24 protein-coding genes are annotated in these 24,242 nt (G+C 59.9%); 12 read left to right on the top strand and 12 right to left on the bottom strand.

Translation table 11 applies throughout. From position 1 onward, the window contains the following. Positions 1 to 57 precede the first annotated feature (57 nt). Positions 58 to 393, bottom strand: a complete 336-nt coding sequence (locus tag JJ917_06720) for a PepSY domain-containing protein (protein MBO6698502.1) — start codon at positions 391 to 393, stop codon at positions 58 to 60. A 419-nt stretch (positions 394 to 812) separates the two neighbouring features. On the opposite strand from JJ917_06720, the gene JJ917_06715 reads away from it, so the two are divergent. From JJ917_06715 to JJ917_06705, 3 genes are all read left to right on the top strand, one after another. Continuing rightward, a complete protein-coding gene (locus tag JJ917_06715) occupies positions 813 to 2,813 on the top strand; it encodes a methyl-accepting chemotaxis protein (protein ID MBO6698501.1) in 2,001 nt (666 codons plus the stop codon). 186 nt (positions 2,814 to 2,999) lie between these two features. Then, positions 3,000 to 4,484, top strand: coding sequence for a SulP family inorganic anion transporter (locus tag JJ917_06710; protein MBO6698500.1), 1,485 nt, complete (start codon positions 3,000 to 3,002; stop codon positions 4,482 to 4,484). Between the two features lie 11 nt (positions 4,485 to 4,495). Further along, positions 4,496 to 5,368 (top strand): universal stress protein, encoded by an 873-nt coding sequence (locus JJ917_06705; protein ID MBO6698499.1) that lies wholly within the window; start codon positions 4,496 to 4,498, stop codon positions 5,366 to 5,368. Here JJ917_06705 and JJ917_06700 read toward each other — a convergent pair. Both JJ917_06700 and JJ917_06695 read right to left on the bottom strand, forming a co-directional pair. Continuing rightward, positions 5,365 to 5,694: a TraR/DksA C4-type zinc finger protein gene (locus JJ917_06700; GenBank protein MBO6698498.1), complete on the bottom strand. Its 330-nt coding sequence runs from the start codon at positions 5,692 to 5,694 to the stop codon at positions 5,365 to 5,367. The two genes, JJ917_06705 and JJ917_06700, sit on opposite strands and share 4 nt — an antisense overlap. 2 nt (positions 5,695 to 5,696) lie before the next feature. Next, a complete protein-coding gene (locus tag JJ917_06695) occupies positions 5,697 to 6,137 on the bottom strand; it encodes a L,D-transpeptidase (GenBank protein MBO6698497.1) in 441 nt (146 codons plus the stop codon). A 163-nt stretch (positions 6,138 to 6,300) separates the two neighbouring features. Here JJ917_06695 and JJ917_06690 point away from each other — a divergent pair, with 163 nt between their 5' ends. The 5 genes from JJ917_06690 (at position 6,301) to der (ending at position 11,356) form a co-directional block, all read left to right on the top strand. Beyond that, positions 6,301 to 6,870, top strand: coding sequence for an NnrU family protein (locus tag JJ917_06690; protein ID MBO6698496.1), 570 nt, complete (start codon positions 6,301 to 6,303; stop codon positions 6,868 to 6,870). 36 nt (positions 6,871 to 6,906) lie between these two features. Then, positions 6,907 to 7,728, top strand: a complete 822-nt coding sequence (panB, locus tag JJ917_06685) for a 3-methyl-2-oxobutanoate hydroxymethyltransferase (GenBank protein MBO6698495.1) — start codon at positions 6,907 to 6,909, stop codon at positions 7,726 to 7,728. A 157-nt stretch (positions 7,729 to 7,885) separates the two neighbouring features. Further along, the gene (locus JJ917_06680; protein MBO6698494.1) at positions 7,886 to 8,551 is read left to right on the top strand and encodes a tetratricopeptide repeat protein; all 666 of its coding nucleotides are present in this window, start codon (positions 7,886 to 7,888) and stop codon (positions 8,549 to 8,551) included. Positions 8,552 to 8,566: 15 nt separating this feature from the next. Continuing rightward, positions 8,567 to 9,895 (top strand): PQQ-binding-like beta-propeller repeat protein, encoded by a 1,329-nt coding sequence (locus tag JJ917_06675; protein MBO6698493.1) that lies wholly within the window; start codon positions 8,567 to 8,569, stop codon positions 9,893 to 9,895. A gap of 6 nt (positions 9,896 to 9,901) precedes the next feature. After that, positions 9,902 to 11,356 (top strand): ribosome biogenesis GTPase Der, encoded by a 1,455-nt coding sequence (gene der / locus JJ917_06670; GenBank protein MBO6698492.1) that lies wholly within the window; start codon positions 9,902 to 9,904, stop codon positions 11,354 to 11,356. Between the two features lie 3 nt (positions 11,357 to 11,359). On the opposite strand, the gene JJ917_06665 is transcribed toward der, so the two are convergent. The 9 genes from JJ917_06665 to rpsF all read right to left on the bottom strand — a co-directional run bounded on the left by JJ917_06665 (position 11,360) and on the right by rpsF (position 20,198). Next, positions 11,360 to 12,139: an SDR family NAD(P)-dependent oxidoreductase gene (locus JJ917_06665; protein MBO6698491.1), complete on the bottom strand. Its 780-nt coding sequence runs from the start codon at positions 12,137 to 12,139 to the stop codon at positions 11,360 to 11,362. A gap of 15 nt (positions 12,140 to 12,154) precedes the next feature. Then, on the bottom strand, positions 12,155 to 13,600 hold the full coding sequence (locus JJ917_06660) for an amidophosphoribosyltransferase (GenBank protein ID MBO6698490.1): 1,446 nt from the start codon (positions 13,598 to 13,600) through the stop codon (positions 12,155 to 12,157). Positions 13,601 to 13,686: 86 nt separating this feature from the next. Further along, positions 13,687 to 14,238, bottom strand: a complete 552-nt coding sequence (locus tag JJ917_06655) for a CvpA family protein (GenBank protein MBO6698489.1) — start codon at positions 14,236 to 14,238, stop codon at positions 13,687 to 13,689. Positions 14,239 to 14,465: 227 nt separating this feature from the next. After that, on the bottom strand, positions 14,466 to 15,884 hold the full coding sequence (gene radA / locus JJ917_06650; GenBank protein MBO6698488.1) for a DNA repair protein RadA: 1,419 nt from the start codon (positions 15,882 to 15,884) through the stop codon (positions 14,466 to 14,468). Positions 15,885 to 15,963: 79 nt separating this feature from the next. After that, positions 15,964 to 17,079: an alanine racemase gene (gene alr, locus JJ917_06645; protein MBO6698487.1), complete on the bottom strand. Its 1,116-nt coding sequence runs from the start codon at positions 17,077 to 17,079 to the stop codon at positions 15,964 to 15,966. Then, complete coding sequence (locus JJ917_06640; protein MBO6698486.1) at positions 17,060 to 18,544, bottom strand: replicative DNA helicase; 1,485 nt, start codon at positions 18,542 to 18,544, stop codon at positions 17,060 to 17,062. The genes alr and JJ917_06640 overlap by 20 nt, the downstream gene beginning before the upstream one ends. 134 nt (positions 18,545 to 18,678) lie before the next feature. After that, positions 18,679 to 19,341: a 50S ribosomal protein L9 gene (gene rplI / locus JJ917_06635; GenBank protein MBO6698485.1), complete on the bottom strand. Its 663-nt coding sequence runs from the start codon at positions 19,339 to 19,341 to the stop codon at positions 18,679 to 18,681. Positions 19,342 to 19,509: 168 nt separating this feature from the next. Continuing rightward, positions 19,510 to 19,752, bottom strand: coding sequence for a 30S ribosomal protein S18 (locus JJ917_06630; GenBank protein MBO6698484.1), 243 nt, complete (start codon positions 19,750 to 19,752; stop codon positions 19,510 to 19,512). Further along, entirely contained in the window at positions 19,752 to 20,198 is a 447-nt protein-coding gene (rpsF, locus tag JJ917_06625; GenBank protein ID MBO6698483.1) for a 30S ribosomal protein S6, read from the bottom strand. The genes JJ917_06630 and rpsF overlap by 1 nt, the downstream gene beginning before the upstream one ends. A gap of 376 nt (positions 20,199 to 20,574) precedes the next feature. On the opposite strand from rpsF, the gene fabD reads away from it, so the two are divergent. The 4 genes from fabD (at position 20,575) to fabF (ending at position 24,090) form a co-directional block, all read left to right on the top strand. Then, positions 20,575 to 21,519, top strand: a complete 945-nt coding sequence (fabD, locus tag JJ917_06620; GenBank protein MBO6698482.1) for an ACP S-malonyltransferase — start codon at positions 20,575 to 20,577, stop codon at positions 21,517 to 21,519. Between the two features lie 23 nt (positions 21,520 to 21,542). After that, positions 21,543 to 22,280, top strand: coding sequence for a 3-oxoacyl-[acyl-carrier-protein] reductase (gene fabG, locus JJ917_06615; protein ID MBO6698481.1), 738 nt, complete (start codon positions 21,543 to 21,545; stop codon positions 22,278 to 22,280). Positions 22,281 to 22,503: 223 nt separating this feature from the next. Further along, a complete protein-coding gene (locus JJ917_06610) occupies positions 22,504 to 22,740 on the top strand; it encodes an acyl carrier protein (GenBank protein ID MBO6698480.1) in 237 nt (78 codons plus the stop codon). Between the two features lie 78 nt (positions 22,741 to 22,818). Continuing rightward, on the top strand, positions 22,819 to 24,090 hold the full coding sequence (fabF, locus tag JJ917_06605) for a beta-ketoacyl-ACP synthase II (GenBank protein ID MBO6698479.1): 1,272 nt from the start codon (positions 22,819 to 22,821) through the stop codon (positions 24,088 to 24,090). The last annotated feature ends 152 nt before the right edge of the window (positions 24,091 to 24,242 follow it).

Genomic DNA, 24,242 nt, shown 5'->3' with positions numbered 1-24,242 from the left:
GTTTAGGGAGGGCTGCCGGCCTGGCAGCCCTCCCGATATTGAGGCATTGGTGCACCGTTAGGCGTCGTCGTCCTCGTCGTCATCATCATAGTCGTCGTCGAGGTCATCTTCGACTTCGATTTCCAGGACGGCGCCGGTTTGCGCATCGATTTCGACTTCCATCTCGACACCGTCGGCCGTCAGGATTTCGATTTCGTACACTTGCATGCCGTCCTCGCGTTCCAGTTCGGTTTCCTGAACGTCCCCGGGAACTTCGGCAAGGGCAATCTCGATGGCTTGCGCCTCGCTCAGTCCCGGCGCTTCGGTGGCCGATTGCGCCGCAACGACGCCAGCGGTTCCCGCAGTTGCCAGCAAGCCAGCCAGAATTCCGCCAGTGATCAGTTTCGTGTTCATGTCTTTACTCCATCTTTGGTTTGCGAAAGACACCGCGTCTTTCGATGAGCAGAAGATGGAGGGCGCACTTTGCGGCCACCTGCGCTGAAGCTTACAAGTGTGTAAGGTTGTGACAGCAAACGAACGCACTGCGTTTTCCTGCTGATTCCGGAGCATCCAGAGCCCGCTTAGTCGCGGTGATGATCGGCTTAATCCACTTGCACTTAAAGGTGGCGAATGGCCCGATTACCGTTCGAATTCGGGTGCAGAGTTCATGACTCAGATCGCTGAAAAATTCATTAAAACAAAAGCTTAGAGGGTTTGTACAAAAAAGATCCTGTCGCCGTACAAACACGTACGCAGCGTAAGTTTCAGTCTTCGTTAATGGTAACGGGCGCTTCTTGGAAAAAATTCGGGGGAATTTTTCTAAGGGGGAAACCATGCGCTTATCCATTCAAAACAAACTCTTTTTGGGCTTCGGTGCCGTGCTTGCGCTCGTCGCTTGTTTGGCAGGCTTCAGCTTCGTCAACAGCCAATCATCCAATGATTCCTTTCTTCAATACCGCACCAATGGCCGGGCCTCTGTTGGCTTTGCCGAAATAGCCTTGGCCATCACGCACGCGCGTCTGGCGGTCATGAAGTTCCGTACCGTTGACGATCCGCAGACTCTGGTCACCGTGCAGGATGAGATGGCCAAGCTGAATGACTATGGCCAAGGTCTCTTGGACATCGGTGTGACGAGCGAACAGGCAGAGATTCTCGATCAGATCATGGCCGATGGCAGAGACTATGCCGCCGGCTTCGAGCAGGCCATCGCACTGCAGCAGCAACGCCATGAGGAGTTCAACACCCACCTTTCGCCGACCGGTATCGCCATTCGCCAAGCGCTCACCGACGTGATGGAAAGTGCCTACCGCGATCAGGACCCAGATGCCGCGTTTTTCACCGGCCGGGCGCAGCAAAGCCTCATGCTCGGACGGTTTTACGTGCAGGAATATCTGCTCTCTAACGATGAGGAAGCCAAGCAACGCGCGGGACAGGAACTGGCGGCTACGCGCGATCAGTTGCAAGAGGTGTTGCTTGAGCTGCAAAATCCGCGCCGCCGCGCGCTCATTCAAGAGGCTCAAGCTGGTCTTGATGCCTATGAACAATCGTTCGCTCGCATCTCCAGCATCATTCAGGCACGCAACGCCATTTATGCCGAGCAGCTTGATGTTGTTGGCCCGCGCATCGACAATGCCGCAGTTGAGGCTGAACATGCCCAGGTTTCCGTTCAGAACGATCTCGGACCGGTTCTCACCGAGCGCTTCAGCCGTAACATGACGGTTACCGCCATTGTCGGTGCAGCCATCGTGCTTGCCGGCGCAGTCATCGCCTTTTTCATGTCGCGCAGCCTTTCGGGCGCAATCTCGTCCATGACGTCGGCCATGCGTCAGTTGGCTGACGACAATCTGGAGGTCGAGGTTCCCGGCCGCGAGCGGTCCGACGAGATCGGCGACATGGGGCAGGCGGTGCAGGTTTTCAAAGACAATATGATCGAAGGCAGAGACTTGCGTGCCTCTCAGGCCGAGGAGCAGGCCGACAAGGAACGCCGCCAAGCGGTGGTGTTGGAAGCCGTGGAGCAGTTCGAGGCAGCGGCCACCCAGTCGATCGGCAAGGTCACTCAGTCGGCAAGTCAAATGCAGCAATCGGCTCAGTCGCTGTCAGCGCTTGCCGAGGACACGTCGAGCAAATCGACGACGGTCGCCAGCTCCTCCGAAGAGGCAACGTCCAATGTGCAGACGGTTGCCAGTGCCGCTGAAGAGCTGTCTGCTTCCATTGCTGAGATCAGCCGCCAAGTGAACGAGTCGGCAGAGATGTCCCGCTCCGCCGTTGAGCAGGCGAAAGATACCGGTGATCAGGTCAACTCGCTGGTGCAGGCCGCACAGAAGATCGGCGAAGTCGTCAGCCTGATCCAGGACATTGCCGAGCAAACCAACCTGTTGGCCCTGAACGCCACCATCGAGGCCGCTCGCGCCGGCGAAGCGGGTCGCGGCTTTGCCGTCGTCGCCTCGGAGGTGAAGGGACTTGCCGAACAAACCAGCCGCGCCACCGATCAGATTTCAGGTTTGATCACGGACATTCAGTCGTCCACGGAGGCCTCGGTGACGTCGATCGAAGCCATCTCAGAGAAGATCAAGTCCATGGACACAATCGCCACCGCCATTGCGTCGTCAGTGGACGAGCAGGGCGCAGCAACGCAGGAGATCGCCTCCAACGTTCAACAGGCGGCAATGGGAACGCAGAGCGTGTCCTCGACGATCTCCGGCGTCAGCCAGGCGACGCAACAGACCGGCGCTGCGGCTACACAGGTGCTCGGCGGATCGACCGAACTCGCCAAAGAGGCCGAGGACCTGAAGGTCAATATCGACACATTCTTGAGGACGATCCAGGCGGCCTAACCTACTGGGCTTGAGAAACTTCACAATCGGCGCCGTGAGCCATCGCGGCGCCGATTTGCGTTCACGTCCTGTCTCCCATGCGCGCAGAGCCCTCGCCACGCGGAGATTGATCTGCTAGCAGGCCGCGATACCTTCATTGTTTCCCCCCAATCGTGACGGCGTGAGCAGGCGCCGGTCAGGACCCAGATGCTTTCCCTCACAACGCTGCGGCGCGAGTGGTTGTCCAACCCGCGCGGCGACATTCTTGCGGGCATTGTCGTTGCCCTCGCGCTGATCCCCGAAGCGATCGGCTTTTCCATCATTGCTGGCGTTGATCCGAAAGTGGGCCTCTACGCCTCCTTTTCGATCGCCGTCATTTGCGCGCTAACAGGCGGTCGGCCAGGCATGATCTCAGCCGCCACCGCCGCGATCGCCGTTCTGGTGGTGCCGTTGGTGCGCGACCATGGCGTGGAGTACCTGTTTGCCGCCACGATCCTAATGGGCATTTTGCAGGTGATTGCCGGTTTCCTGCGGCTCGATCTGCTCATGCAATTTGTCTCGCGCTCGGTGGTGACCGGTTTCGTCAACGCGCTGGCGATCCTCATCTTCATCGCCCAGATACCGCAACTGGTAGACGTGACCTGGCTGACCTACCCGATGGTGGCCGGTGGTTTGGCGATCATCTATCTGTTCCCCTACCTCACCAAAGCGATCCCATCGCCCCTGGTGGCGATCGTCGTGCTGACCGCCTTGGCGCTGGCGCTCGGCTGGGAGGTGAACACGGTGGGCGACATGGGTCAGCTGCCCGATGCGTTCCCGCATTTCTTCATTCCCAACGTGCCGTTCACCTGGGAAACGCTGCAAATCATCTTCCCGTTTTCGCTGACCATGGCGGCCGTTGGCCTGCTTGAATCCATGATGACGGCGCAGATCGTTGACGATCTTACCGACACCCCGTCCGACAAAGCGCAAGAATCCAAGGCGCAGGGCCTGGCGAACTTCGTCACCGGTTTCTTCGGCGGCATGGGTGGTTGCGCGATGATCGGCCAGTCGGTGATCAACGTGAAATCCGGCGGCTCGACCCGTCTTTCCACGTTCGTGGCCGGTACATTCTTGTTGTTCCTGATCGTGGTCCTTGGCCCATTCGTCAGCCAAATCCCAATGCCCTCGCTGGTCGCCGTCATGATCATGGTTTCCATCGGTACCTTCTCCTGGAAGTCGATCCGCGATTTGCGCACGCACCCGTGGCAGTCATCCGTTGTCATGGTGGTGACGGTGGTCGTCGTGGTCTGGACGCACGACCTGGCACAGGGCGTTGCCGCTGGCGTGATCCTGTCCGGGCTCTTCTTTGCGTCGAAGGTGAGGGGACTTTTCAACGTCACCTCGACCCTTTCGAGCGATGAGCGCACGCGCACCTACTACGTTTCCGGCGAGGTGTTCTTCGCGTCCACCGAACGTTTCGCCGACGCCTTCGACTTCAAGGAAGTTCTTGATCGTGTGGTCATCGATGTCTCGAAAGCCCATTTTTGGGACATTTCAGCCGTTGGCATTCTCGACAAAGCGATACTCAAATTCCGCCGCGAGGGCGCGAGCGTTGACGTGATCGGTCTCAATGAAAAGAGCGCGATGATGGTCCAACGCTTTGGCGAACACGACAAAGAAGGCGCCGATTCCGCCGCGCCCGGCCACTAAGGATCCCATTCATGAAACACATTCTGGCGTGCATTGACGCTTCCCCTTATGCGGCGCGGGTCTGCAATCTGGCGGCCTGGTCGGCCAAGCGGCTGGATGCCAGCGTCGAACTGCTGCATGCCATCCAGCGCACCAACGCTGCCGCCTCCCGCAAGGATTTGTCAGGGGCAATAGGATTGGGCGTGAAATCCTCGCTTCTGGAAGAGCTGACCCGCCTTGATGAAGCCGAAGGCAAGTTAGCCATCGAGCGTGGGCGGGTGCTGTTGGAAAGCGCGAAGGACCATGTCGAAGGCCTCGGTGTCACCGACATCGAGCTCACCCACCGCCATGGCGGTATCGTCGAGACCATCACCGAGCGCGAAGCCGACGCTGACCTCATCGTGATCGGCAAGCGCGGCGGATCAGCGGATTTCGCCAAGGGCCATATTGGTTCCAAGGTTGAGCGCGTCGTGCGCGCCAGCCACAAGCCTGTGGTCGTCGCGTCGAGCCGTGGGCCTGATCTGGCGACCAGCAATCCGACCAAAATCCTCGTCGCTTTCGATGGCGGTGGTGCCTCGACGGCGGCGCTCACCTTTGCGGCAATGTCAGTGCTTTTCGCAGACCTGCCGTTGGAGGTTGTGATCGCTGGCGGCGATGACGCCCGCCACCGCAAACTGGTCGAGCAGGCCACGGCCTTACTCGCATCGCATGAGCGGGCAGGCGAGGTCATTCGCAGGGATGGCGCACCGGAAACGGTGATCGGCGAGACTATGAAAGCCAACCCCGATGGGTTTTTGGTCATGGGCGCTTATGGCCACTCGCCGCTGCGCACCCTGATTGTCGGTTCAACCACCACGGCCATGATCCGCACAGTCCACGCACCAGTGCTACTGGTTAGGCCCTAACCCTCGCGGGCACATTGGCAGGTGATGCAAAGGCTGGCCGTAGGGTCGGCGTCTAGGCGCTTTGGTGCAATGGGCTCATCACAGTTGGTGCAATAGCCATAGTCGCCATCATCAAGGCGGCGTAAAGCAGCATCGATTTTGACGATTTGTGCCTTGCGTGCACGTTCGCTCGCTGCGGCCATATTCTGCCCGGCCATGGCATCCATGCGTGAGAGGCGCCCGACCGATTGCTGGTCCAGCGCTACGGGCGCACGATCCTCGGCCGTAGCTTCGCTCTCGGCAAGCAACGTTTCACGCAGAGCTATCAGCCGTGCGCGAACGTCCATGTCTACTGCGTGATTTGAATGCGCGTGCGGTGTGGTCCGTAATCTTGAACCAGCGCAAACAATGCGCGCGCATTGTCTGGGTGCAGGCGGATGCACCCATGCGAGGCGCGGCTGCCGAGACGGCCAATCGCGCTGGTCGCGTGGAAAGCATATCCACCCTGAAAGAAGATTGCATGGGGCATCGGCGCATTGTTGTAGGTGCGCGAGCGCCACATTGTGTGCATGCGCAACGGCCGCCATGTGCCGGTCGGGGTGGAATAGCCCTGCCGACCGGAGGAGATATTCCATTCGTGCAGCACTTCGCCATCGACGATCACTTGCATGCGCTGTTCGGACAGATCGACTTTGGCGATCACCGAGGCCTGTGCCTGCGGGAGCGCAAAAAGGCTGGCCACGCCAAAGGCCATCACGGTCATCAGAACTCGAGAGAACATCACACACATCTCCACAATCGCCGCACGCGGAACTCTTGCTGCTAGCAAGGCATAATGCAACACAAGCGTGGACGTTGGGTAAACCCGAGCTTTGCATCGCGCGCCGTGATGGCTGTCACAATCGCGTGCGTTGATGCGTGCGGGCAACAATTAGAGGCAAGGAGAGGCCTGGATGGTCGCGTTTTTCGGCGGATTGATCGTCTTTCTTGGCGTGCACTCAGCACGCATTTTCGCTTTCGACACCCGCAACCGCCTTGTAGCGTCCTACGGCGAGGGCGCTTGGAAGGGCATCTACACGCTGGTTTCGCTGGTTTCGTTTGTGGCCATCATCTACGGCTACCAAGATGCCAAGGCGGGGCTCGGCTTCGTTTGGGCGCCGCCCGTATGGGCGCGTCACATCGCGGTCGTGCTGATGCTTCCGGCGCTGATTTTTCTTGTCGCTGCCTATGTTCCCTCAAAGCTGAAAGCCCGGCTGAAACATCCAATGCTGGTTGCGATCAAAGTCTGGGCGCTGGCGCATTTGCTCGCCAATGGCCTCGGGGTGCACTTGGTTCTGTTTGGGTCATTCCTCGTCTGGGCGATTGTTGACCGCATCTCGGTGAAGCGTCGCGGCGAGCCCGATCCGGTTGCACCCTCAGGCTGGACAGGCGACATCATTGCCGTGTTGGTTGGGACGGGTGCCTGGGTCTTCCTGCTTCTATGGGGTCATCAATGGCTGTTCGGCGTCGCCCCAATCGGCTAAGAGCCTGCGACCCGTCTTCCAAATCGAGCTTTCCTGATGTCTGTTCAGTCTGCCAAGCGCCGTATTACGGCGGTCGATATCGCTAAGCGCAAGAACGGCGATCCGGTCGTCGCGCTCACCGCTTACCACGCCCACACCGCTTCGATTCTCGATGAACACGTTGATTTCATTCTGGTCGGCGATTCGCTGGGCATGGTGATGCACGGCATGGAATCGACGGTGCCGGTGACCCTCGACATGATGATCGTGCAGGGGCTGGCGGTGATGCGCGGGTCCAAACAGGCGCTGGTCGTTGTCGATATGCCGTTCGGCTCCTATGAGGCGAGCAAAGAAGAGGCGTTCCATTCGGCTAGCCGCGTGATGAAGGAAACCGGCGCCGGCGCCATCAAGATGGAAGGCGGCGAGCATATGGCCGAAACGGTGGAGTTTCTGGTCCGCCGTGGCATCCCGGTGATGGGCCATATCGGCCTGACGCCGCAGGCAATCAACACGATGGGCGGCTTCCGCGTTCAGGGCAAATCAGAGGAAAACCAGGCGCAGACCGAGCGCGACGCCTGGGCGATCTCCGATGCTGGCGCCTTTGCCATGGTGATTGAAGGCACTGTCGAGCCGGTGGCACGTAAGATCACCGAGGAAATCCCAACCGTCACCATCGGCATCGGCGCATCGCCGGCCTGCGACGGACAAATCTTGGTGCTTGAGGACATGCTCGGCCTCAATGATTGGACGCCGAAATTCGTCCAAAAATTTGGATCGATCCGCGAACACATCCAAGAGGCTGTCACCAATTATGCCGATGCGGTGCGCGACCGATCTTTTCCCGGGCCTGACCATGTTTATGCCCGAAAGCAGAAATAGCGCCGTCACCAGTCATTCCTACGCCTTAAAAGCGTAACCATGTCGCCACACTGCGCTCTGCGGTCTGTCCAGCCAGATTGCAGTGCTGCGCTTTGAACATTATGGTCCGGCGCACGTTTCTAGCCGCCCGCCTATTAGAAGGTCCAACGCCCACTTCATGACCGATATTTTCAGTGAAATCGAAGAAGACATCCGCAAGGACCGCGCCAAGCGGATGTGGGACCGCTTCGGCAAATACGTCATTGGCGGTGCCATTGTTTTGGTGCTCGGCGTGGCCGCCTGGCGAGGCTACGATGCCTATACGACCTCGCAGGCGGCATCGGCCGGTGACAATTTCCTGGATGCCATCGCGCTGGTTGAACAGGACCCGCAAGCTGGGCTTGAAGCTTTCGATGCGATCGCCGCTGACGGCCCCGGTGGCTATGCAGCCCTGGCGCGATTTCGCGCTGCCAGCACCTTGGCGCAGGACGAGAATTACCAAGGCGCCATCGCCGGTTTCCAGGCACTCGTGGATGATGGCGGCATTGACCCGCTGGTGCGCGATGTCGCGCGCATCCGCTTGGGCTATTTGCTTCTGGACCATGGTGCTGCCGCCGACATCGAAGGACTGCTGTTGCCACTATCGGAAGACACCAACCCCTTCTCCCATTCGGCCCGGGAAATTCGCGCCTTTGCGGCCATGAAAGCCGGCAATCGCGAGCAAGCGCTGGCGCTCTTTTTGGAATTGGTTGGTGATTTCGCCAGCCCCGAACCGGTGCGCTCGCGCGCCCGTGTCGCGCTCGATGTGCTGGCCAGCGATGGCACCAGCGCGGTCGGAAGCTAACGAGGATTAAAGTTCATGCGTCCCTTCCTCAAACCTCTCACGCTTGCCCTTTGCGTCGGCCCAATGCTCGCCGGCTGCGCCGGTAGCATTGGCGATACGTTCGACGGTCTGAACCCGTTCAATCGTGAGGATCCGCCGATCCCCGGTGAACGCCGCGCCGTGGGTAGCGCTGCCGACCCAGTTCTGGCAGTCACCAACACCGCCGTCTCGATCCCTGGCCCATCAGGCGCGATTGATTGGCCACAGCCAGGTGGCAATGCAGCCAACAATCCGGGGCATGTTTCCCTGTCAGGCGCCCAAACCTGGAGCGCGCAGGCGGGAATCGTGTCGGGCCGTCGTCAGGTGCGCATGGCCGCACTACCGGTGGTCGCGGGCGGACGGGCCTATGTCTACGATCCGAATGGCAATGTGACGGCGGTTGCCATGTCTGGCGGCGGTCAGAGCTGGCGCCGCGATCTGCGACCGGAAGGCGAAGATGGCCAAGTCGGAGCAGGAGGCGTCGCGTTTGGCGCGGGCCGCGTGTTTGCCGCCACTGGTTTCGGCCAGCTTTTTGCGCTGGATGCCAATTCTGGCCAGACGGCCTGGGCCATTGACCTTGATACCCCAGCGCTATCGGCCCCGACCTTTGCCGGCGACCAGGTCTATGTGATCACTCAATCCAACACGCTGCTTGCGCTGTCTGCGACCGACGGGACGGAGCGCTGGCGCTTCCGCGGCGTGCCCGCGACGGCTGGCTTGCTCGGCTCTGGCACACCGGCGGTGTCCGGCAACACAGTCATCGTGCCCTACTCCTCCGGTGAAATTGTCGCGCTGAATGCCAGCGATGGCGAACCGCGTTGGGCTGACGCCGTTGTCACAGGCGCGCGCTATCAGGCGCTGTCGGGCTTACGCGATCTTGTGGCGAGCCCCGTGATTGCAAGCGGCTCGGTGATTGCCACCGGCGTTGGCGGACGGACGATTTCGGTTGGCCTGGATTCCGGCAACCGCCAGTGGGAAACCAATGTAGGTTCGGTGCACACGCCCATCGTGGCCGGAGACGTCATCTTCCTCATCGACCTGGAAGGCCGTCTGATGGCGCTTTCGCGTTCCACCGGCGACATCCAGTGGGCAACTCGCCTGCCTGGTGGTACCGGCGAAGGCCAGGAAAAATGGGCAGGTCCTGCGCTTGCCGACAACGTGCTGTTCCTGGCGTCGAGCGATGGCAATGTGCTGCGGGTCAACCCATCGACAGGCGAGGTACTTGGCTCGACCAGCGTCAATGAGGACATCTTCCTGCGGCCGATCGCGGCTGGTGGACGCATGCTGGCGTTGGCTGCCGACGGCACGCTGCTCGCCCTGAACTGACCGCTTATGGCCACCGCTTTTTCAACCCCGCCAGTTGTTGCAATTGTCGGGCGGCCGAATGTTGGCAAATCGACGCTGTTTAACCGGCTAGTCGGCAAGCGCCTGGCGCTGGTCGATGACACGCCTGGCGTGACCCGTGATCGCCGCGAGGGCGATGCCAAGCTTGGCGATTTGGCGTTCACTCTGGTCGATACAGCCGGCCTTGAGGAGGCGGACGCCAACTCGCTTGAGGGCCGCATGCGCGCCCAAACCGAACGCGCGATTGATGAGGCCGATGTCTGTCTGTTCATCATCGACGCGCGCGCAGGCCTCACGCCGACTGACTCGGAGTTTGCCACGCTGATGCGCCGCTTTGGCAATAAGACGATCCTGGTCGCCAATAAGGTGGAAGGCCGCAAGGGCATGGATGGCCTTTACGAGGCCTATGAACTCGGGCTTGGCGAGCCGGTGGCCATCTCTGCCGAGCATGGCGAAGGCATGGCCGATCTGTTTCAGGCGTTGGATGAACACTTCACGCGCCTGGCCGAGAACGCCGCAGCCAGCCCACAAACGGCGGACGATTTCGTCGAACCAGTGTGGGACCCGGACGACGAAGATGCGCCCGATATCATTGAGGCAGCACCACGAACGCATCCGCTGCAGGTTGCCATTGTCGGTCGCCCCAATGCCGGTAAATCCACGTTGGTGAACAGGTTGCTGGGCGATGATCGCTTGCTGACCGGCCCAGAAGCGGGCATCACCCGCGACACGATTTCCGTCGACTGGGTGTTTCAAGGACGGCCCTTCAAGCTGTTTGACACGGCTGGGATGCGCCGTAAGGCCAAGGTCCAGGAGAAGCTGGAAAAGCTATCCGTGGCCGATGCGCTGCACGCCATCCAGTTCGCCGAGTGCGTGGTCATTTTGATGGACGCCGAGCACCCGTTTGAAAAACAGGATCTGCAAATCGCCGACCTCGTCGCCCGCGAGGGCAGGGCGCTGGTGTTTGGTCTCAACAAATGGGACCTCGTCAAACACAAGGGCTCTTTCCTCAAGGAGTGCGAGGAAGAATTGGCCCGCCTGCTGCCGCAGGTGCGTGGCGCGCCACTGGTCCCGCTGTCAGGGTTGACCGGAAAGGGTACCGAAGCGCTGATGCAGGCCGTGCTGAAGATGGACGATGTGTGGAACACGCGTATCTCAACCGCGGCACTCAACCGTTGGCTGACCGCCGCGCTGCAACAGCATCCGCCGCCGGCCGTTGCAGGACGACGACTGAAGTTGCGCTACATGACGCAAGCCAAGGCTCGCCCGCCCACCTTCGCGGTGTTCTGTTCGCGGCCTGATGCTTTGCCCGGTAGCTACACACGTTACCTGGTCAATGGCCTGCGCGACACGTTCAATTTGCCGGGTGTGCCGCTTCGGGTGTTGATGCGCAAGGGCAGCAACCCCTATGAGGCCAAGGCAAAGAAGCGCAAAATTCACTAGCGATTAGGCGGGGTCAGTCGCCTTCTTCAAGCCGTCAGCGCGGCCGTGGAACAGCTGGCCGGTCTCAGCAAAATCGGGGCTGGTGAGTTCCAGGATTGGCCCGATCACATCATCTGGCATCGGCAGCGCCGTCTGGTCCTCACCCGGCACGGCTTTACCGCGCAGTGCCGTGCGCACAGGCCCAGGGTCGAAAAGGTTGACGCGAACCGGCGTGTTGATCATCTCGGCCGCATAGGTGCGCACCATGGAATCCAGCGCCGCCTTGCTGGCCGCATAGCCACCCCAAAAAGGCTTGGCGGCCTGACCGGCAGTGCAGGTTAAAAACACCGCACGCCCGGAGTCGGACTGGCGAAGCAGCGGGTCCATGGAGCGGATGAGGCGATAATTGGCGGTCACATTGACGGCCATCAGCGTCTCAAAATCTTTCGGCTTCAAATGGCCAAGCGGTGTGATAACGCCGATGACAGCCGCATTGCCGATCACAACATCGACCCGGCCAAAACGCTCGTAAAGCGCTAGGCCCATCCGGTCGATGGCATTCTCGTCCTTCAGGTCGAGCGGCACGAGTGTGGCCGAGCCGCCAGCGGCCTTGATCTCATCGTCCAACTCCTCCAGCCCGCCGGTCGTGCGCGCCACAGCCACCACATGGGCGCCGGTGGCCCCAAAGGCTTTGGCAGTCGCATAACCGATGCCGCGCGAGGCGCCGGTGACAACGACCACGCGCGCATCGGAGGAGCCGGGCTTAATAGCCGGTTGGGCATCATCATTGGCAGGTTGATTCATGAATGTACCTGGTTGTCAGTCGGCTTCGACAAGCCGCAAGCGGTTCGCCGTTTTTTCGGTACGGTCGGTGAGCGGCGTCGGGTAGTCGCCGGTGAAACAGGCATCGCAGAATTGCGGCGCATCGCCGTTGCGGCGGGCTTCGCCGAGCGCGCGGTAAAGCCCGTCGATGGTGAGAAACCCAAGGCTATCGACACCGATGGATTGGGCGATTTGATCGACGGTCTGGCTGGAGGCGATGAGCTGCTCGCGCTCAGGCGTATCGACGCCGTAATAGCAAGCGTCGCGGGTGGGCGGGCTTGCCACGCGCATATGCACCTCGCGCGCCCCGGCCTCGCGGACCATCTGGACGATCTTTTTCGATGTCGTGCCGCGCACGATGGAATCATCCACCAGAACGACCCGCTTGCCTTCCAGAAGCAGCCGATTGGGGTTGAGCTTCAGCTTCACACCCATATGGCGTATGGCATCGGTCGGCTCGATGAAGGTCCGACCGACATAATGGTTGCGTACAATGCCAAGGTCGAACGGAATGCCCGACGCTTCGGCAAACCCGATCGCCGCTGGCGTGCCGGAGTCAGGTACTGGGATCACCAGATCAACGTCAGCTGGTGCCTCGCGGGAAAGCTCTGCGCCGATCTGCTTGCGCACGGCATAGACATTGCGTCCCTCGACCATCGAATCGGGCCGTGCAAAATAGACATATTCGAAGACGCAGAACCGTGATGGTTTGGGATCAAACGGTCGGAAGCTTTCGACCCCGGTCTTGGTGATCACCACCATCTCACCCGGCTCAATATCGCGCACGAAATCTGCGCCAATGATGTCCAGAGCGCAGGTCTCCGAGGCAAGCACCGGCGCATCGTCGATCATGCCGAGAACAAGCGGGCGCACACCAAGAGGGTCGCGCACGCCGATCAGTTTCTTTTCGGTCAGCGCGATCAGCGAATAGGCGCCTTCGACCTTGTGCAGCGCGTCGGTGAGCCGCGCGACAATGTTGGATTCCTTGCTGGTTGCGATCAAATGAATGATCGGCTCGGTGTCGGACGTTGATTGGAATATCGACCCGCCCTGGCGCAGCTGAATTTGCAGCTTGTGCGCATTGGTCAGATTGCCGTTATGTGCAACCGCAAAACCGCCACCGGCAAACTCGGCAAACAGCGGCTGCACGTTGCGTAATCCCGCGCCACCGGCGGTTGAATAACGCACATGACCAATCGTTCGATCGCCTTTCAAACGGCCCAGAACATCTGGCTTGGAAAAGCGATCGCCGACTAAGCCGATATGGCGTTCTGAAAAAAATTGCCGCCCATCGAACGAGACGATGCCGGCCGCCTCTTGCCCGCGATGCTGAAGGGCATGCAGGCCGAGGGCAGTCAGGGCTGCTGCATCGGTATGCCCGAACACGCCGAAGATGCCGCACTCATCATGAAAGTGATCGTCATGCGCAGTGTAGGCGACCATGGGTCAGGACCTTTCAGCGAAGGCGTCGCAGCCGGTGCGGCAATAAGAAATGCGAGCAATTTGGTGCCGACGCACCTCTATACGCCTTACGTTCCAGTGCTTGGAACGGCCGTTTCATCTTCGTCGTCATTGCCGCGAATGCGGTCGATGATCTGCCCTTCTGGGTCATCTGGCAAGATGGCCAGCAGTTCGGCCCCCAACTCATCCAGGAACGGCTTGGAGCGCGAGTCGGCCACCCATTGTGGGGCGTTTTCGGGAATGAAAAAGTTGAAGAACAGCGCCGCGATCACGAACAGGAGCACCGCGCGGGCCGCGCCGTAAAGAAATCCGAGCGTGCGATCGAGCGGGCCGATGGCAGAATCAGCCACCGCGTCGGAAAGTTTCATCGTCAGATAGGATACGATGATCAGAATAAGGAAGAAGATGATGCCAATGACGGCGGCTGTCGCGAACACATCCTCGGTGATGTACTGTTTGGCGAAGGGCAGCAAGCTCGGATAGAGGAAGTAAGCACCAGCTGCAGCGGCGACCCAGGACCCGATCGACAGAATTTCACGAAGGAAACCACGCATCATCGCCAGGACGGCTGACAGCAACACGACAATCAGAACGATCCCATCAAGAATGGTGAGCGTCATAAACAAGGGCCTCTTGAACGATGGTCGCGGCAGGTCGGGGGGCGCAACCCGGCGCACAACATCGTCGGTGGTCCGACGCGCCAATGCGCTGGCAAGCAGCCGAACCGTCTTTTTCACGATCAGGCGCAGGGTTCAAGTGCAAGAGCGACACAGACCTGTCACAATCGATGACGCAGGCTGGGGCGCATGCAAATTGTGCACTCCGACCAACAAAAAAGGCGCCGCCGTTATTCCGCGGCCTGTTGATGCGGTTGGCCCGTGCTCGCCGCAGCGGCGGCCAAATCAGCAACCAGCGATTCAAGCCGCGTATGGGCATTGAGGCGCAGGCCAGTTTTCGCGTCGCGCTCTTTAGCAAGCGGCGCCGTTATCGCCTCTTCAAAGCCGAGTCTCGCTGCTTCTTTCATCCGCAAGACGGCTTGTGGGGCAGAGCGCACAGCTCCTGATAAACCGATCTCGCCAAAATAGACTTGCTTGGCGGGAAGCGAGAGGCCTGTGAGCGAGGCAACAAGGGCGGCAGCCACAGCAAGGTCCGCGGCAGGCTCGCTGAGGCGCAGACCGCCGGCGACGGCCAGATACACATCATGGCCGGAAAAGCGGACACCGCACCGCGCTTCCAGCACGGCCAACACCATCGCCAGCCTGTTGGAATCCCAGCCGACCACGGCGCGCCGTGGCGTGCCGAGCGATGAGGGCGCGACCAACGCCTGGATTTCCACCAAAATCGGCCGCGTGCCTTCCAACCCGGCAAACACCACCGAGCCGGGTGTTTCCACCAGCCGGTCACCAAGAAAGAGCTCTGATGGGTTCTGCACCTCTTGCAGGCCGGAGCCCGTCATCTCGAAAACGCCGATCTCATCGGTCGCCCCAAAGCGGTTTTTTACCCCGCGCAGCACGCGGAAGTGATGGGTGCGATCACCTTCGAAGTAGAGCACCGCATCGACCATGTGCTCCACGACCCTCGGACCGGCGATCTGTCCGTCTTTGGTGACATGGCCGACCAGAATGACGCTCGCGCCGGTGCGTTTGGCATAACGGATCACTTGCTGGGCGCAGGCACGCACCTGCGTCACAGTGCCCGGCGCGCTGTCAACGCCCGCGCTCCACAGCGTCTGGATGGAATCAAGCACCACCAGATCAGGCTGCGGTCCGTCCTCAAGCGTCGCCAGAATGTCTTCCAGGTTGGTTTCAGACGCGATGGCGACCGGCGCCTGGGAAACGCCGAGGCGCTCAGCCCGCAAGCGCACCTGCCCAAGCGCTTCCTCACCAGAAATGTAAATCACGCGCGCATTTTTCTGCGCGAGCGCTGCCGTGACTTGCATGAGCAAGGTTGACTTGCCGATTCCTGGATCACCGCCGACGAGAAGCGCTGACCCGCGCACGAATCCGCCGCCGGTCACCCTGTCGAGCTCCGTGATTCCAGAGGCGAGTCGCGGCAAAGGTTCTTCGACATGATCGAGTGAGGAAAGCCCGACGACCCGGCCCTTTACGGCTGACCCTTTCGCCGGTCCGCCAAGCGCACCGCCGCCACCGGATGCACTTTCTTCCACCAGCGAGTTCCATGCGCCGCAGCCATCGCACTTACCGATCCAGCGGGGGTGCTCGGTGCCGCAATTCTGGCAGATGAAGGAGGATCGACGCTTGGCCATGCGCACTCTTTTTTCAGCGATTGACGTGTTTCGCTCTTATCCTAATGATGAGAACAAAACAAGATCAAACGGTTACCGGTCAACCACCCAGATAAGTGCGAGCATAACGCAGACCCAGCCCAGTGAGTACCTCATAGCCGATGGTGTTCGCCCACTTGGCGACCACATCAACCGTGATCTGGGAATTTATCAGTTCAATGAACATGCCGGCGCGAACACCATCAAAATGCGACTCGGTAATGTCGGCGGCCATCAGGTCCATAGATACGCGGCCAAGCAGCGGGGCAGGGTGGTCATTGATCGAAACGTGTGCGTCGGGGTCGTTGCCGACAAGCCGGTGATAGCCATCTGCATAGCCGACACCCAGGATCGCGATACGGCTGTCGCGGTCGAGCTTTTTGGTGGCGCCATACCCAACGACGTCTCCCGCCTTGGCGGGACGTATCTGCATGACACGCGCTTCCAACCTTATCACCGAGTGCAGATCCACCGATGAAGGAACAACCGATTGGCCGCCATAGAGTGCGATGCCAGGGCGCGCGAGGTCATGACGAAAGCGTTCGCCCTGTATCGTGCCGGCAGAATTTGCCAGCGATCCAGCAAGGTCGGGAAAAAGAGAACGGACCTCATTGAAGTTGGCGATCTGCAAATCGTTGAGAGCGTGATCGGGTTCGTCCGCGCACGCCAAATGGCTCATGACATGCGTAAGGTTCAGCCGGGCCAGCAAACCGTTGTCAGCCGCCAGCGCGACGGCTTCATCCATGGTTATCCCAAGTCGCGTCATGCCTGTATCGACGTGCAGGGCGGCTTGATGGTCACCGCCTAGAGCAGCCCACTCATGGACCTCATCCATCGTGTTGAGCACTGGGCGCACCTTCTGGCTGGCAAAGTCAGCCGCACCGGTTGGCGTCACTCCGCCCAGGCAATAGATCGAGGCCTCAGGAAGGTAGCCACGCAGCTCAAAAGCTTCTTGCGGCAAAGCAACGAAGAACGTCTTGCAACCAGCTTTCCACAGAGCCTGCGAAACCGGCTCCAGACCGATCCCATAGGCATTGCCCTTCACCACGCCAGCGCACTCACCAGGCGCTGCTAGCTGGGCAAGCGTTCTCCAGTTCTGAACTAGGGCACCGAGATTGACAGTTAGTCGTCCACCGCTGTGGTCCGTCTGATCGAGATCAGTAGTGATCGGGGACATGGTCGTCTTCGACATAATCACCAAAGCGGGTCAGTTCCGCCTCGAAAGTCAGTTTGGCAGTGCCTGTCGGGCCGTGCCGCTGCTTGCCGATGATCACCTCGGCAAGACCATGCACACGGTCCATCTCTTCCTGCCAGGCAAGATGCTCTTCGGTGTTCGGCTTCGGCTCTTTGTTCTGCAGATAATACTCCTCGCGATAGACGAAAAGCACGACGTCGGCGTCCTGCTCGATCGAGCCAGACTCCCTAAGATCGGAGAGTTGCGGGCGCTTGTCTTCACGCGCTTCAACCTGTCTGGAAAGCTGCGATAGAGCCAGAATCGGAACATCCAGTTCTTTGGCTAAAGCCTTGAGACCAGTGGTGATTTCGGTGATCTCTTGAACCCGATTTTCGCTCGATCGACGCGAGGACCCTGTCAGCAATTGCAGATAATCCAGAATCAGAACATCAAGTCCCTTTTGGCGTTTCAGCCTCCGCGCGCGCGCTGCCAACTGGCCAACCGTGAGGCCGCCAGTCTGGTCGATATAAAGCGGGATGGAATGCATTTCCTGGCTTGCCATCACCACCTGTTCGAACTCATTGGCTTTGATATCGCCACGGCGAATGCGCGATGAGGAGACCCCCGACTGCTCGGCCAGAATACGCGTTGCGAGCTGTTCCGACGACATCTCCAGCGAGAAGAAGCCGACGATCCCACCGGTCTCGGTTTCGATCTCATTGTTGGCGCCGACGCCGCCGCGCCAATGCTTGGCGATATTGTAGGCGATGTTGGTGGCAAGAGAGGTTTTGCCCATCGCTGGACGCCCGGCGAGGATGATGAGATCGGAGCGCTGCAGCCCGCCCATGCGGCCATCGAGATTGCGAAAATAGCTTGGTAGACCCGATAGCTGGCCGTCGCGCTGGTAGGCGGCGGTCGCCATGTGGATGGCTTGCTCAAGCGCGTTGTCGAAACCGACAAAGCCTTGCTCGGCGCGGCCTTTTTCAGCGAGCGAAAAGAGTTGTTTTTCCGCCGTTTCGATCTGCTGTCCGGCGGACGTATCAACGGTCGCATCATAGGCAACATTGACCATGTCCTCGCCGATGCCGATCAGCATCCGGCGCAGGGCAAGCTCATAGACCATGCCGGCATAATCAACGACGTTGATGATGCTGGTCGCGTCGGCGTGCAGCCGCAGCAGATAGGCCGGCACGCTCATCTCACCGATGGTTTCATCGGCGGTGAAATAGGTCTTTACAGTGATCGGCGTCGCCACCTTGCCGCCGCGAATGAGCTCGGAGATCGTGGCGAAGATTTTCTGGTGCGGTGCCAGATAAAAGTGGTGCGGCTCTAGGAAATCAACGACGCGATAGAACGCCTCATTGTTCACCAAGATGGCGCCCAGCAAACCCGCCTCGGCTTCGGCGTTGTGCGGCGCCGAGCGCAGCGCTTCTGCGCCTTTCGTTGCCAAAGGGGCAAGGTCGTTCATGGGGGCCTCATTGTGGTCAGAGGCGCACCATAACCGAGTCTTGAGCGCTTGTGTGCGCGCCTTGCCCAAATGATAAAAAAAACGCCGGGCAGGAGCCCGGCGCTTCAATAGGTGTGGATTGATGTGAACAAGCCTTATTCAGCTTTGTCAGTTTCCTCATCACCTTCAGTCTCGGAAGCCTCGTCGGCAGAACCTTCATCGTCACTGCCGAGTGCCAACTCATCATCATCGGGCGCGACCTCGAAGATGTCTTCGGCGTCCGGGGCGTCCTCGTCCACCTCTTCCTCAAACTCAAAGCCGTCATAATCCTGCACGGTGAGATCTTCACCAGCGGCCTGGCGCTCGGCCTCATCTTCGGAGCGCGCAACGTTCATCGTCACAGTCACTTCCACTTCCGGGTGCAACTGAACGATCACCGGGTGCAGACCAATCGATTTGATCGGACGCTCCAGGCGAACCTGCCCACGCGAAACGCTGACGCCGTCAGCGGTCGCCGCTTCGGCGATATCACGGGCTGCCACGGAGCCGTAAAGCTGACCGGTTTCACCGGCGGAGCGGATGATGATGTAGGTTGCGCCGTCAAGCGTGCTTGCCACGCCTTCGGCCTCAGACTTGCGCTCAAGGTTGCGCGCTTCAAGCTGCGCACGCTCGGCTTCGAACTTGGCAAGGTTGGCTTTGTTGGCGCGCAGCGCTTTGCCCTGCGGCAACAGAAAGTTGCGGGCGTACCCGTCTTTGACTTTGACCGTCTCGCCCATCTGGCCGAGTTTGGCGACGCGTTCCAGGAGAATGACGTCCATCGATTAGATCCTTTGTTGCGGATCGCGATGGAACAGCGTTGGCGTGATTGGCGCCGGTGCAGGGTGTCTTCGCCCTGGCATGCTGTCCCGCGATCCAAAAGTGTTGGGGCGGTTAGGCACGGCGAAGCCCATCAGACCTCGCCGAACCAGCATTGGTTTTGGTGTCGCTTACTTCACGACGTAGGGCAGAAGGCCCAGAAAGCGTGCGCGTTTGATAGCCTTGGCCAGTTCGCGTTGCTTCTTCGCCGAAACGGCGGTGATACGGGACGGAACGATTTTGCCGCGCTCCGAAATGTAGCGCTGCATCAGGCGTACATCCTTGTAATCGATCTTCGGCGCATTGTCGCCGGAGAACGGGCAGGTCTTACGACGGCGGAAAAAAGGGCGACGAGCGCCAGCTGCTGCGGCCATTATGCGTCTCCTTCTGCGGCAGGTTTGGTTTCGGCAGGCTTGTCACCGTCATCGCGGCGCGGGCGACGCTCGCCACGATCACCACCACGGTCGCCGCCGCGTCCGCCGCGACGGTCGTCACGGTCGGATTTGCGCATCATTGCCGACGGGCCTTCTTCGAACGCGTCGATGCGAATGGTCATGAAGCGCAGAACATCTTCATTGATGCCCATCTGACGTTCCATTTCGCTGACGGCATCCGACGGAGCGTCGATGTTCATCAGCGTGTAATGCGCCTTGCGGTTCTTTTTGATGCGAAAAGAGAGGCTTTTCATGCCCCAATATTCGGTTTTGGCGACGGAGCCGCCCATTTCTGAAATCAGCCCGGAATACTGTTCCACAAGAGCGTCGACCTGTTGCTGCGACACATCCTGGCGGGCGAGGAACACATGTTCATAAAGTGCCATTGGTTTTCCTCATTTAGGATCATCCGGCGCAAAGCCTCTTCAAACCAGTGATCCATCCCAATCGGGAGAGGAGCTTGGCAAGAAAAGTTCGAGAGCGGGAACACGGGAAGCCGATGGCTCTTCCACCATCTGCCAGCTTGCGCTGACCTTCCGTTCAACCCCCGGCCGGAGCCTTTCATCGTGAAAGACCGGCGGGACATACGCCAGTTTGCGAAGCGAGACAAGAGACTCTGAGAGACATCAAACTTCGCGAGGCATGGGCCACCGGGTGACACGGGCCACCACATCTGCTGCCGACATCTTGACCTCCAGGCGCTAAGCGGCCAAACCGTGCGGCTCAACCCATTATACCTTCATCGTGCGAGGACCATCTTCCATGGCGACAGCCTTTCTTTTCCCCGGTCAGGGCAGTCAAGCCGTTGGCATGGGCAAGGCATTGGCCGACGGGTTTGCCGAGGCGAGGGCGGTTTTTCAGGATGTGGACGCGGCGCTCGGCCAGGATCTTTCCACCCTGATGTTCGAGGGTCCTGAGGATCAGTTGACCCTGACGGCCAACACCCAACCGGCGCTGATGGCGGTTTCACTGGCTGCAACCAAGGCTCTTGCCTCAAAAGGCGTGACCGTTGCCAAGCATGCTGATTTTCTGGCCGGTCATTCGCTTGGCGAGTACTCCGCGCTCGCCGCTGGTGGCGCCTTTGATATTCCAACCGCCGCCAAACTGTTGCGCGCGCGTGGTGATGCCATGCAATCCGCGGTTCCCGTGGGCGAAGGCGCTATGGCGGCCGTTCTCAACCTGGATCTGGCTGCTGTTGAAGAGATCGCCGCAAAGGCCGCAGAAGGCGATGTTTGCGAAGCGGCCAATGACAACGCACCAGGCCAAGTTGTGATCTCCGGCAGCAAGGCTGCTGTTGAGCGCGCCATCGAGCTTGCCAAAGAAGCTGGCGCCCGCCGAGCGATCCTGCTGCCAGTGTCCGCCCCCTTCCATTGCGCTCTGATGGCGCCCGCCGCCGATGTCATGCGCGGTGCGCTAGCAAGCGCTTCCATTCAGGAACCATCCAAGCCGGTTATCGCCAACGTGCTGGCAAGCCCGATCACGCAGCCTGACGCGATACGCGCTCGATTGGTTGAGCAGGTGACAGGTCGGGTGCGCTGGCGCGAAAGCGTGGAATGGATGGCGGCCAACGGCGTCGACACCTTCATTGAAATCGGTGCTGGCAAGGCGCTTTCAGGTATGATCAAGCGCATGGTTGATGGCGCGACCGTTATGAATGTCGCCACACCGGATGATGTTGATCGCGTCGCCGATCATCTCGCGCGCTAGCAACAACGCCTATGGGGAAGAACATGTTTTCATTGGAAGGGCGCACAGCTCTGGTCACCGGCGCATCAGGCGGCATTGGCGGGGAAATCGCCAAGGCGCTGGTCGCTGCGGGCGCCAAAACCGTTATCACCGGTACACGCGAAGCGGTGCTGGCCGAAAAGGCCACCGTGCTTGGCGATTTGGCCATCCCGATGACGGCCAATCTGTCCGACAATGACGATGTCGAGAGCATGATCGCCCGCGCTGAGGAGGCCGCCGGCCCTATCGATGTTCTGGTCAACAATGCCGGCATTACCCGTGACCAGCTTTTCATGCGCATGAAGGATGAAGACTGGGATGCCGTCATTCAGGTCAATCTGACGGCAGCCTTCAAGCTTTCGCGTGCCGCTATCAAGGGCATGATGAAGCGCCGGTTCGGTCGCATCGTGCAGATCACATCGGTGGTCGGCACCATGGGCAATCCGGGGCAGGGCAATTATGTGGCCGCCAAAGCCGGCCTCACAGGCATGTCCAAGGCGCTGGCTCAGGAAGTTGCGACGCGCGGGATCACCGTCAACTGCGTTGCGCCGGGCTTCATCGAAACCCCGATGACCGACGTGCTGAACGATGCACAGCGTACGTCAATCCTGGCCAAGGTTCCCGCAGGCCGGCTTGGAACACCGGCTGAAGTTGCTGGCGCTGTTGTCTATCTGGCCAGCGATGAAGCTGGCTACATCACCGGACAGACACTCCATGTGAACGGTGGCATGGCTATGATCTAATGCGGCTGGCGCGCCCAAGGGCACGCCATCCAAACTCACAATTATCTCACCTTGCAAACCGGCATACCCTGGCTCTGACTTGCTGAACGGCATCAAGGTTGATAAGGGGCCGCCAAGCGTTCTGCCGCGAAACGCATAGCGCCGCGAGCAAAACACCAAAACCTACGTGCCTTGGGCGTTCCTGCCTGGTGCGTCAAAGTCCACATCATGAAAGGATGTACCCATGAGCGATGTCGCTGAACGCGTGAAGAAAATTGTTGTCGAGCACCTCGGCGTCGAAGCCGACAAGGTAGAAGAAAAAGCATCGTTCATCGATGACCTTGGCGCCGACAGCCTCGACACCGTTGAACTGGTGATGGCGTTTGAAGAAGAGTTCAACGTCGAAATCCCCGACGACATGGCCGAGACCATCCTCACCGTTGGCGATGCGGTGAAGTTCCTGGAAGGCGCTTCGAAGTAAGCCAGCCTTGCCGCGCCGGTCGCTTCGGCGCCTGACGCAGGACCCTTTGACGATGGATGCAGGATTGCGCGCATGACAATGACCAAGCTTCGGCGTGTTGTGATCACCGGGCTTGGCATGGTCACGCCTTTGGGCGCGGACACCAAGACCACCTGGGATCGCCTCATTGACGGCCAATCCGGCGCAGGGCGACCGGAAGGGTTCGAGGTGGATGATCTGGCATGCCAGATCGCCTGCCAGATTCCACGCGGCGACGGATCAAACGGCACGTTCAATCCCGATAACGTCATGGTGCCCAAAGAGCAGCGCAAGGTCGATGATTTCATCGTTTATGCGATGGCCGCATCGGACGAGGCACTGGCCGATGCCAACTGGCATCCCGAGAGCTATGAGGATCAGACCCGCACCGGCGTTCTCATCGGTTCAGGCATCGGTGGACTGAACGGCATCGCCGAAGGCACTATGACGATGCACGAGAAGGGGCCTCGTCGTCTTAGCCCGTTCTTCATTCCAGGGCGTTTGATCAACCTTGCCGGTGGCTATGTGTCGATCAAACACGGCCTGAAGGGTCCCAACCACGCCGTGGTGACGGCCTGTTCGACGGGGGCTCATGCCATCGGTGACGCCGCCCGTCTTGTCGCGCTGGATGACGCCGATGTGATGGTAGCCGGCGGCACGGAATCGCCGCTTGGGCGCATTGCTCTGGCTGGCTTTGCCGCCTGTAAGGCATTGTCGACGGCTTTCAACGATACGCCGGAAAAAGGCTCACGTCCTTATGACAAGGACCGAGATGGTTTTGTCATGGGCGAGGGCGCAGGCATCGTCGTGCTCGAAGAATTGGAGCATGCCAAAGCGCGTGGTGCGACGATTTACGCTGAAGTGATCGGCTATGGCCTGTCGGGCGACGCCTACCACATCACCGCACCCTCCATGGATGGTGACGGCGCGTTCCGCTGCATGACAGCGGCGTTGAAACGCGCCGATATCGCCCCCTCAGAGCTTGACTATGTCAACGCCCACGGTACATCCACGCCACTCGGCGATGAGATCGAGCTGGGCGCCGTCGAACGTCTCATGGGTGACGCTGTGTCCGGTCTCACCATGTCCTCGACCAAATCCGCCATCGGGCATTTGCTGGGTGCTGCTGGTGCGGTGGAGGCCATTTTCACCACGCTGGCGATCAAGAACGGTGTCGCACCGCCGACCCTCAACCTTGATAATCCGTCAGTTGAAACGCCGATCGATTTGGTGCCGCACACGGCGAAGAAAAAGCCGATCCGAACCGCGCTTTCCAACTCCTTCGGGTTCGGTGGCACCAACGCATCGCTGGTCCTGCGGGCGGTCGATTAAGGCGAAAGCTTGGGTGGCCGACGATTGCGGTTGCCTGTGGATTGGGTGTGGACAAACTGTGGATAACCGGTGGCGGATTGATGGACAAAGATGCCATCGCTCGCTGGGTTGCCAACCAACGGGTTCCCTTGGAATCGCCACAATATGCCGCT

This window comes from Hyphomicrobiales bacterium (genome assembly GCA_017642935.1).
In the GTDB taxonomy this organism is placed as follows: Bacteria; Pseudomonadota; Alphaproteobacteria; order Rhizobiales; family MH13; genus MH13.
Note: the sequence above shows the minus strand (reverse complement) of the source record. Positions and strands in the feature narration are given on the sequence as shown.

Excerpts from the sequence above, each read along its gene's own strand:
- JJ917_06720 (MBO6698502.1), bottom strand. The coding sequence starts at position 393 with ATGAACACGAAACTGATCACTGGCGGAATTCTGGCTGGCTTGCTGGCA.
- JJ917_06715 (MBO6698501.1), top strand. The coding sequence starts at position 813 with ATGCGCTTATCCATTCAAAACAAACTCTTTTTGGGCTTCGGTGCCGTG.
- JJ917_06710 (MBO6698500.1), top strand. The coding sequence starts at position 3,000 with ATGCTTTCCCTCACAACGCTGCGGCGCGAGTGGTTGTCCAACCCGCGC.
- JJ917_06705 (MBO6698499.1), top strand. The coding sequence starts at position 4,496 with ATGAAACACATTCTGGCGTGCATTGACGCTTCCCCTTATGCGGCGCGG.
- JJ917_06700 (MBO6698498.1), bottom strand. The coding sequence starts at position 5,694 with ATGGACGTTCGCGCACGGCTGATAGCTCTGCGTGAAACGTTGCTTGCC.
- JJ917_06695 (MBO6698497.1), bottom strand. The coding sequence starts at position 6,137 with ATGTGTGTGATGTTCTCTCGAGTTCTGATGACCGTGATGGCCTTTGGC.
- JJ917_06690 (MBO6698496.1), top strand. The coding sequence starts at position 6,301 with ATGGTCGCGTTTTTCGGCGGATTGATCGTCTTTCTTGGCGTGCACTCA.
- panB (MBO6698495.1), top strand. The coding sequence starts at position 6,907 with ATGTCTGTTCAGTCTGCCAAGCGCCGTATTACGGCGGTCGATATCGCT.
- JJ917_06680 (MBO6698494.1), top strand. The coding sequence starts at position 7,886 with ATGACCGATATTTTCAGTGAAATCGAAGAAGACATCCGCAAGGACCGC.
- JJ917_06675 (MBO6698493.1), top strand. The coding sequence starts at position 8,567 with ATGCGTCCCTTCCTCAAACCTCTCACGCTTGCCCTTTGCGTCGGCCCA.
- der (MBO6698492.1), top strand. The coding sequence starts at position 9,902 with ATGGCCACCGCTTTTTCAACCCCGCCAGTTGTTGCAATTGTCGGGCGG.
- JJ917_06665 (MBO6698491.1), bottom strand. The coding sequence starts at position 12,139 with ATGAATCAACCTGCCAATGATGATGCCCAACCGGCTATTAAGCCCGGC.
- JJ917_06660 (MBO6698490.1), bottom strand. The coding sequence starts at position 13,600 with ATGGTCGCCTACACTGCGCATGACGATCACTTTCATGATGAGTGCGGC.
- JJ917_06655 (MBO6698489.1), bottom strand. The coding sequence starts at position 14,238 with ATGACGCTCACCATTCTTGATGGGATCGTTCTGATTGTCGTGTTGCTG.
- radA (MBO6698488.1), bottom strand. The coding sequence starts at position 15,884 with ATGGCCAAGCGTCGATCCTCCTTCATCTGCCAGAATTGCGGCACCGAG.
- alr (MBO6698487.1), bottom strand. The coding sequence starts at position 17,079 with ATGTCCCCGATCACTACTGATCTCGATCAGACGGACCACAGCGGTGGA.
- JJ917_06640 (MBO6698486.1), bottom strand. The coding sequence starts at position 18,544 with ATGAACGACCTTGCCCCTTTGGCAACGAAAGGCGCAGAAGCGCTGCGC.
- rplI (MBO6698485.1), bottom strand. The coding sequence starts at position 19,341 with ATGGACGTCATTCTCCTGGAACGCGTCGCCAAACTCGGCCAGATGGGC.
- JJ917_06630 (MBO6698484.1), bottom strand. The coding sequence starts at position 19,752 with ATGGCCGCAGCAGCTGGCGCTCGTCGCCCTTTTTTCCGCCGTCGTAAG.
- rpsF (MBO6698483.1), bottom strand. The coding sequence starts at position 20,198 with ATGGCACTTTATGAACATGTGTTCCTCGCCCGCCAGGATGTGTCGCAG.
- fabD (MBO6698482.1), top strand. The coding sequence starts at position 20,575 with ATGGCGACAGCCTTTCTTTTCCCCGGTCAGGGCAGTCAAGCCGTTGGC.
- fabG (MBO6698481.1), top strand. The coding sequence starts at position 21,543 with ATGTTTTCATTGGAAGGGCGCACAGCTCTGGTCACCGGCGCATCAGGC.
- JJ917_06610 (MBO6698480.1), top strand. The coding sequence starts at position 22,504 with ATGAGCGATGTCGCTGAACGCGTGAAGAAAATTGTTGTCGAGCACCTC.
- fabF (MBO6698479.1), top strand. The coding sequence starts at position 22,819 with ATGACCAAGCTTCGGCGTGTTGTGATCACCGGGCTTGGCATGGTCACG.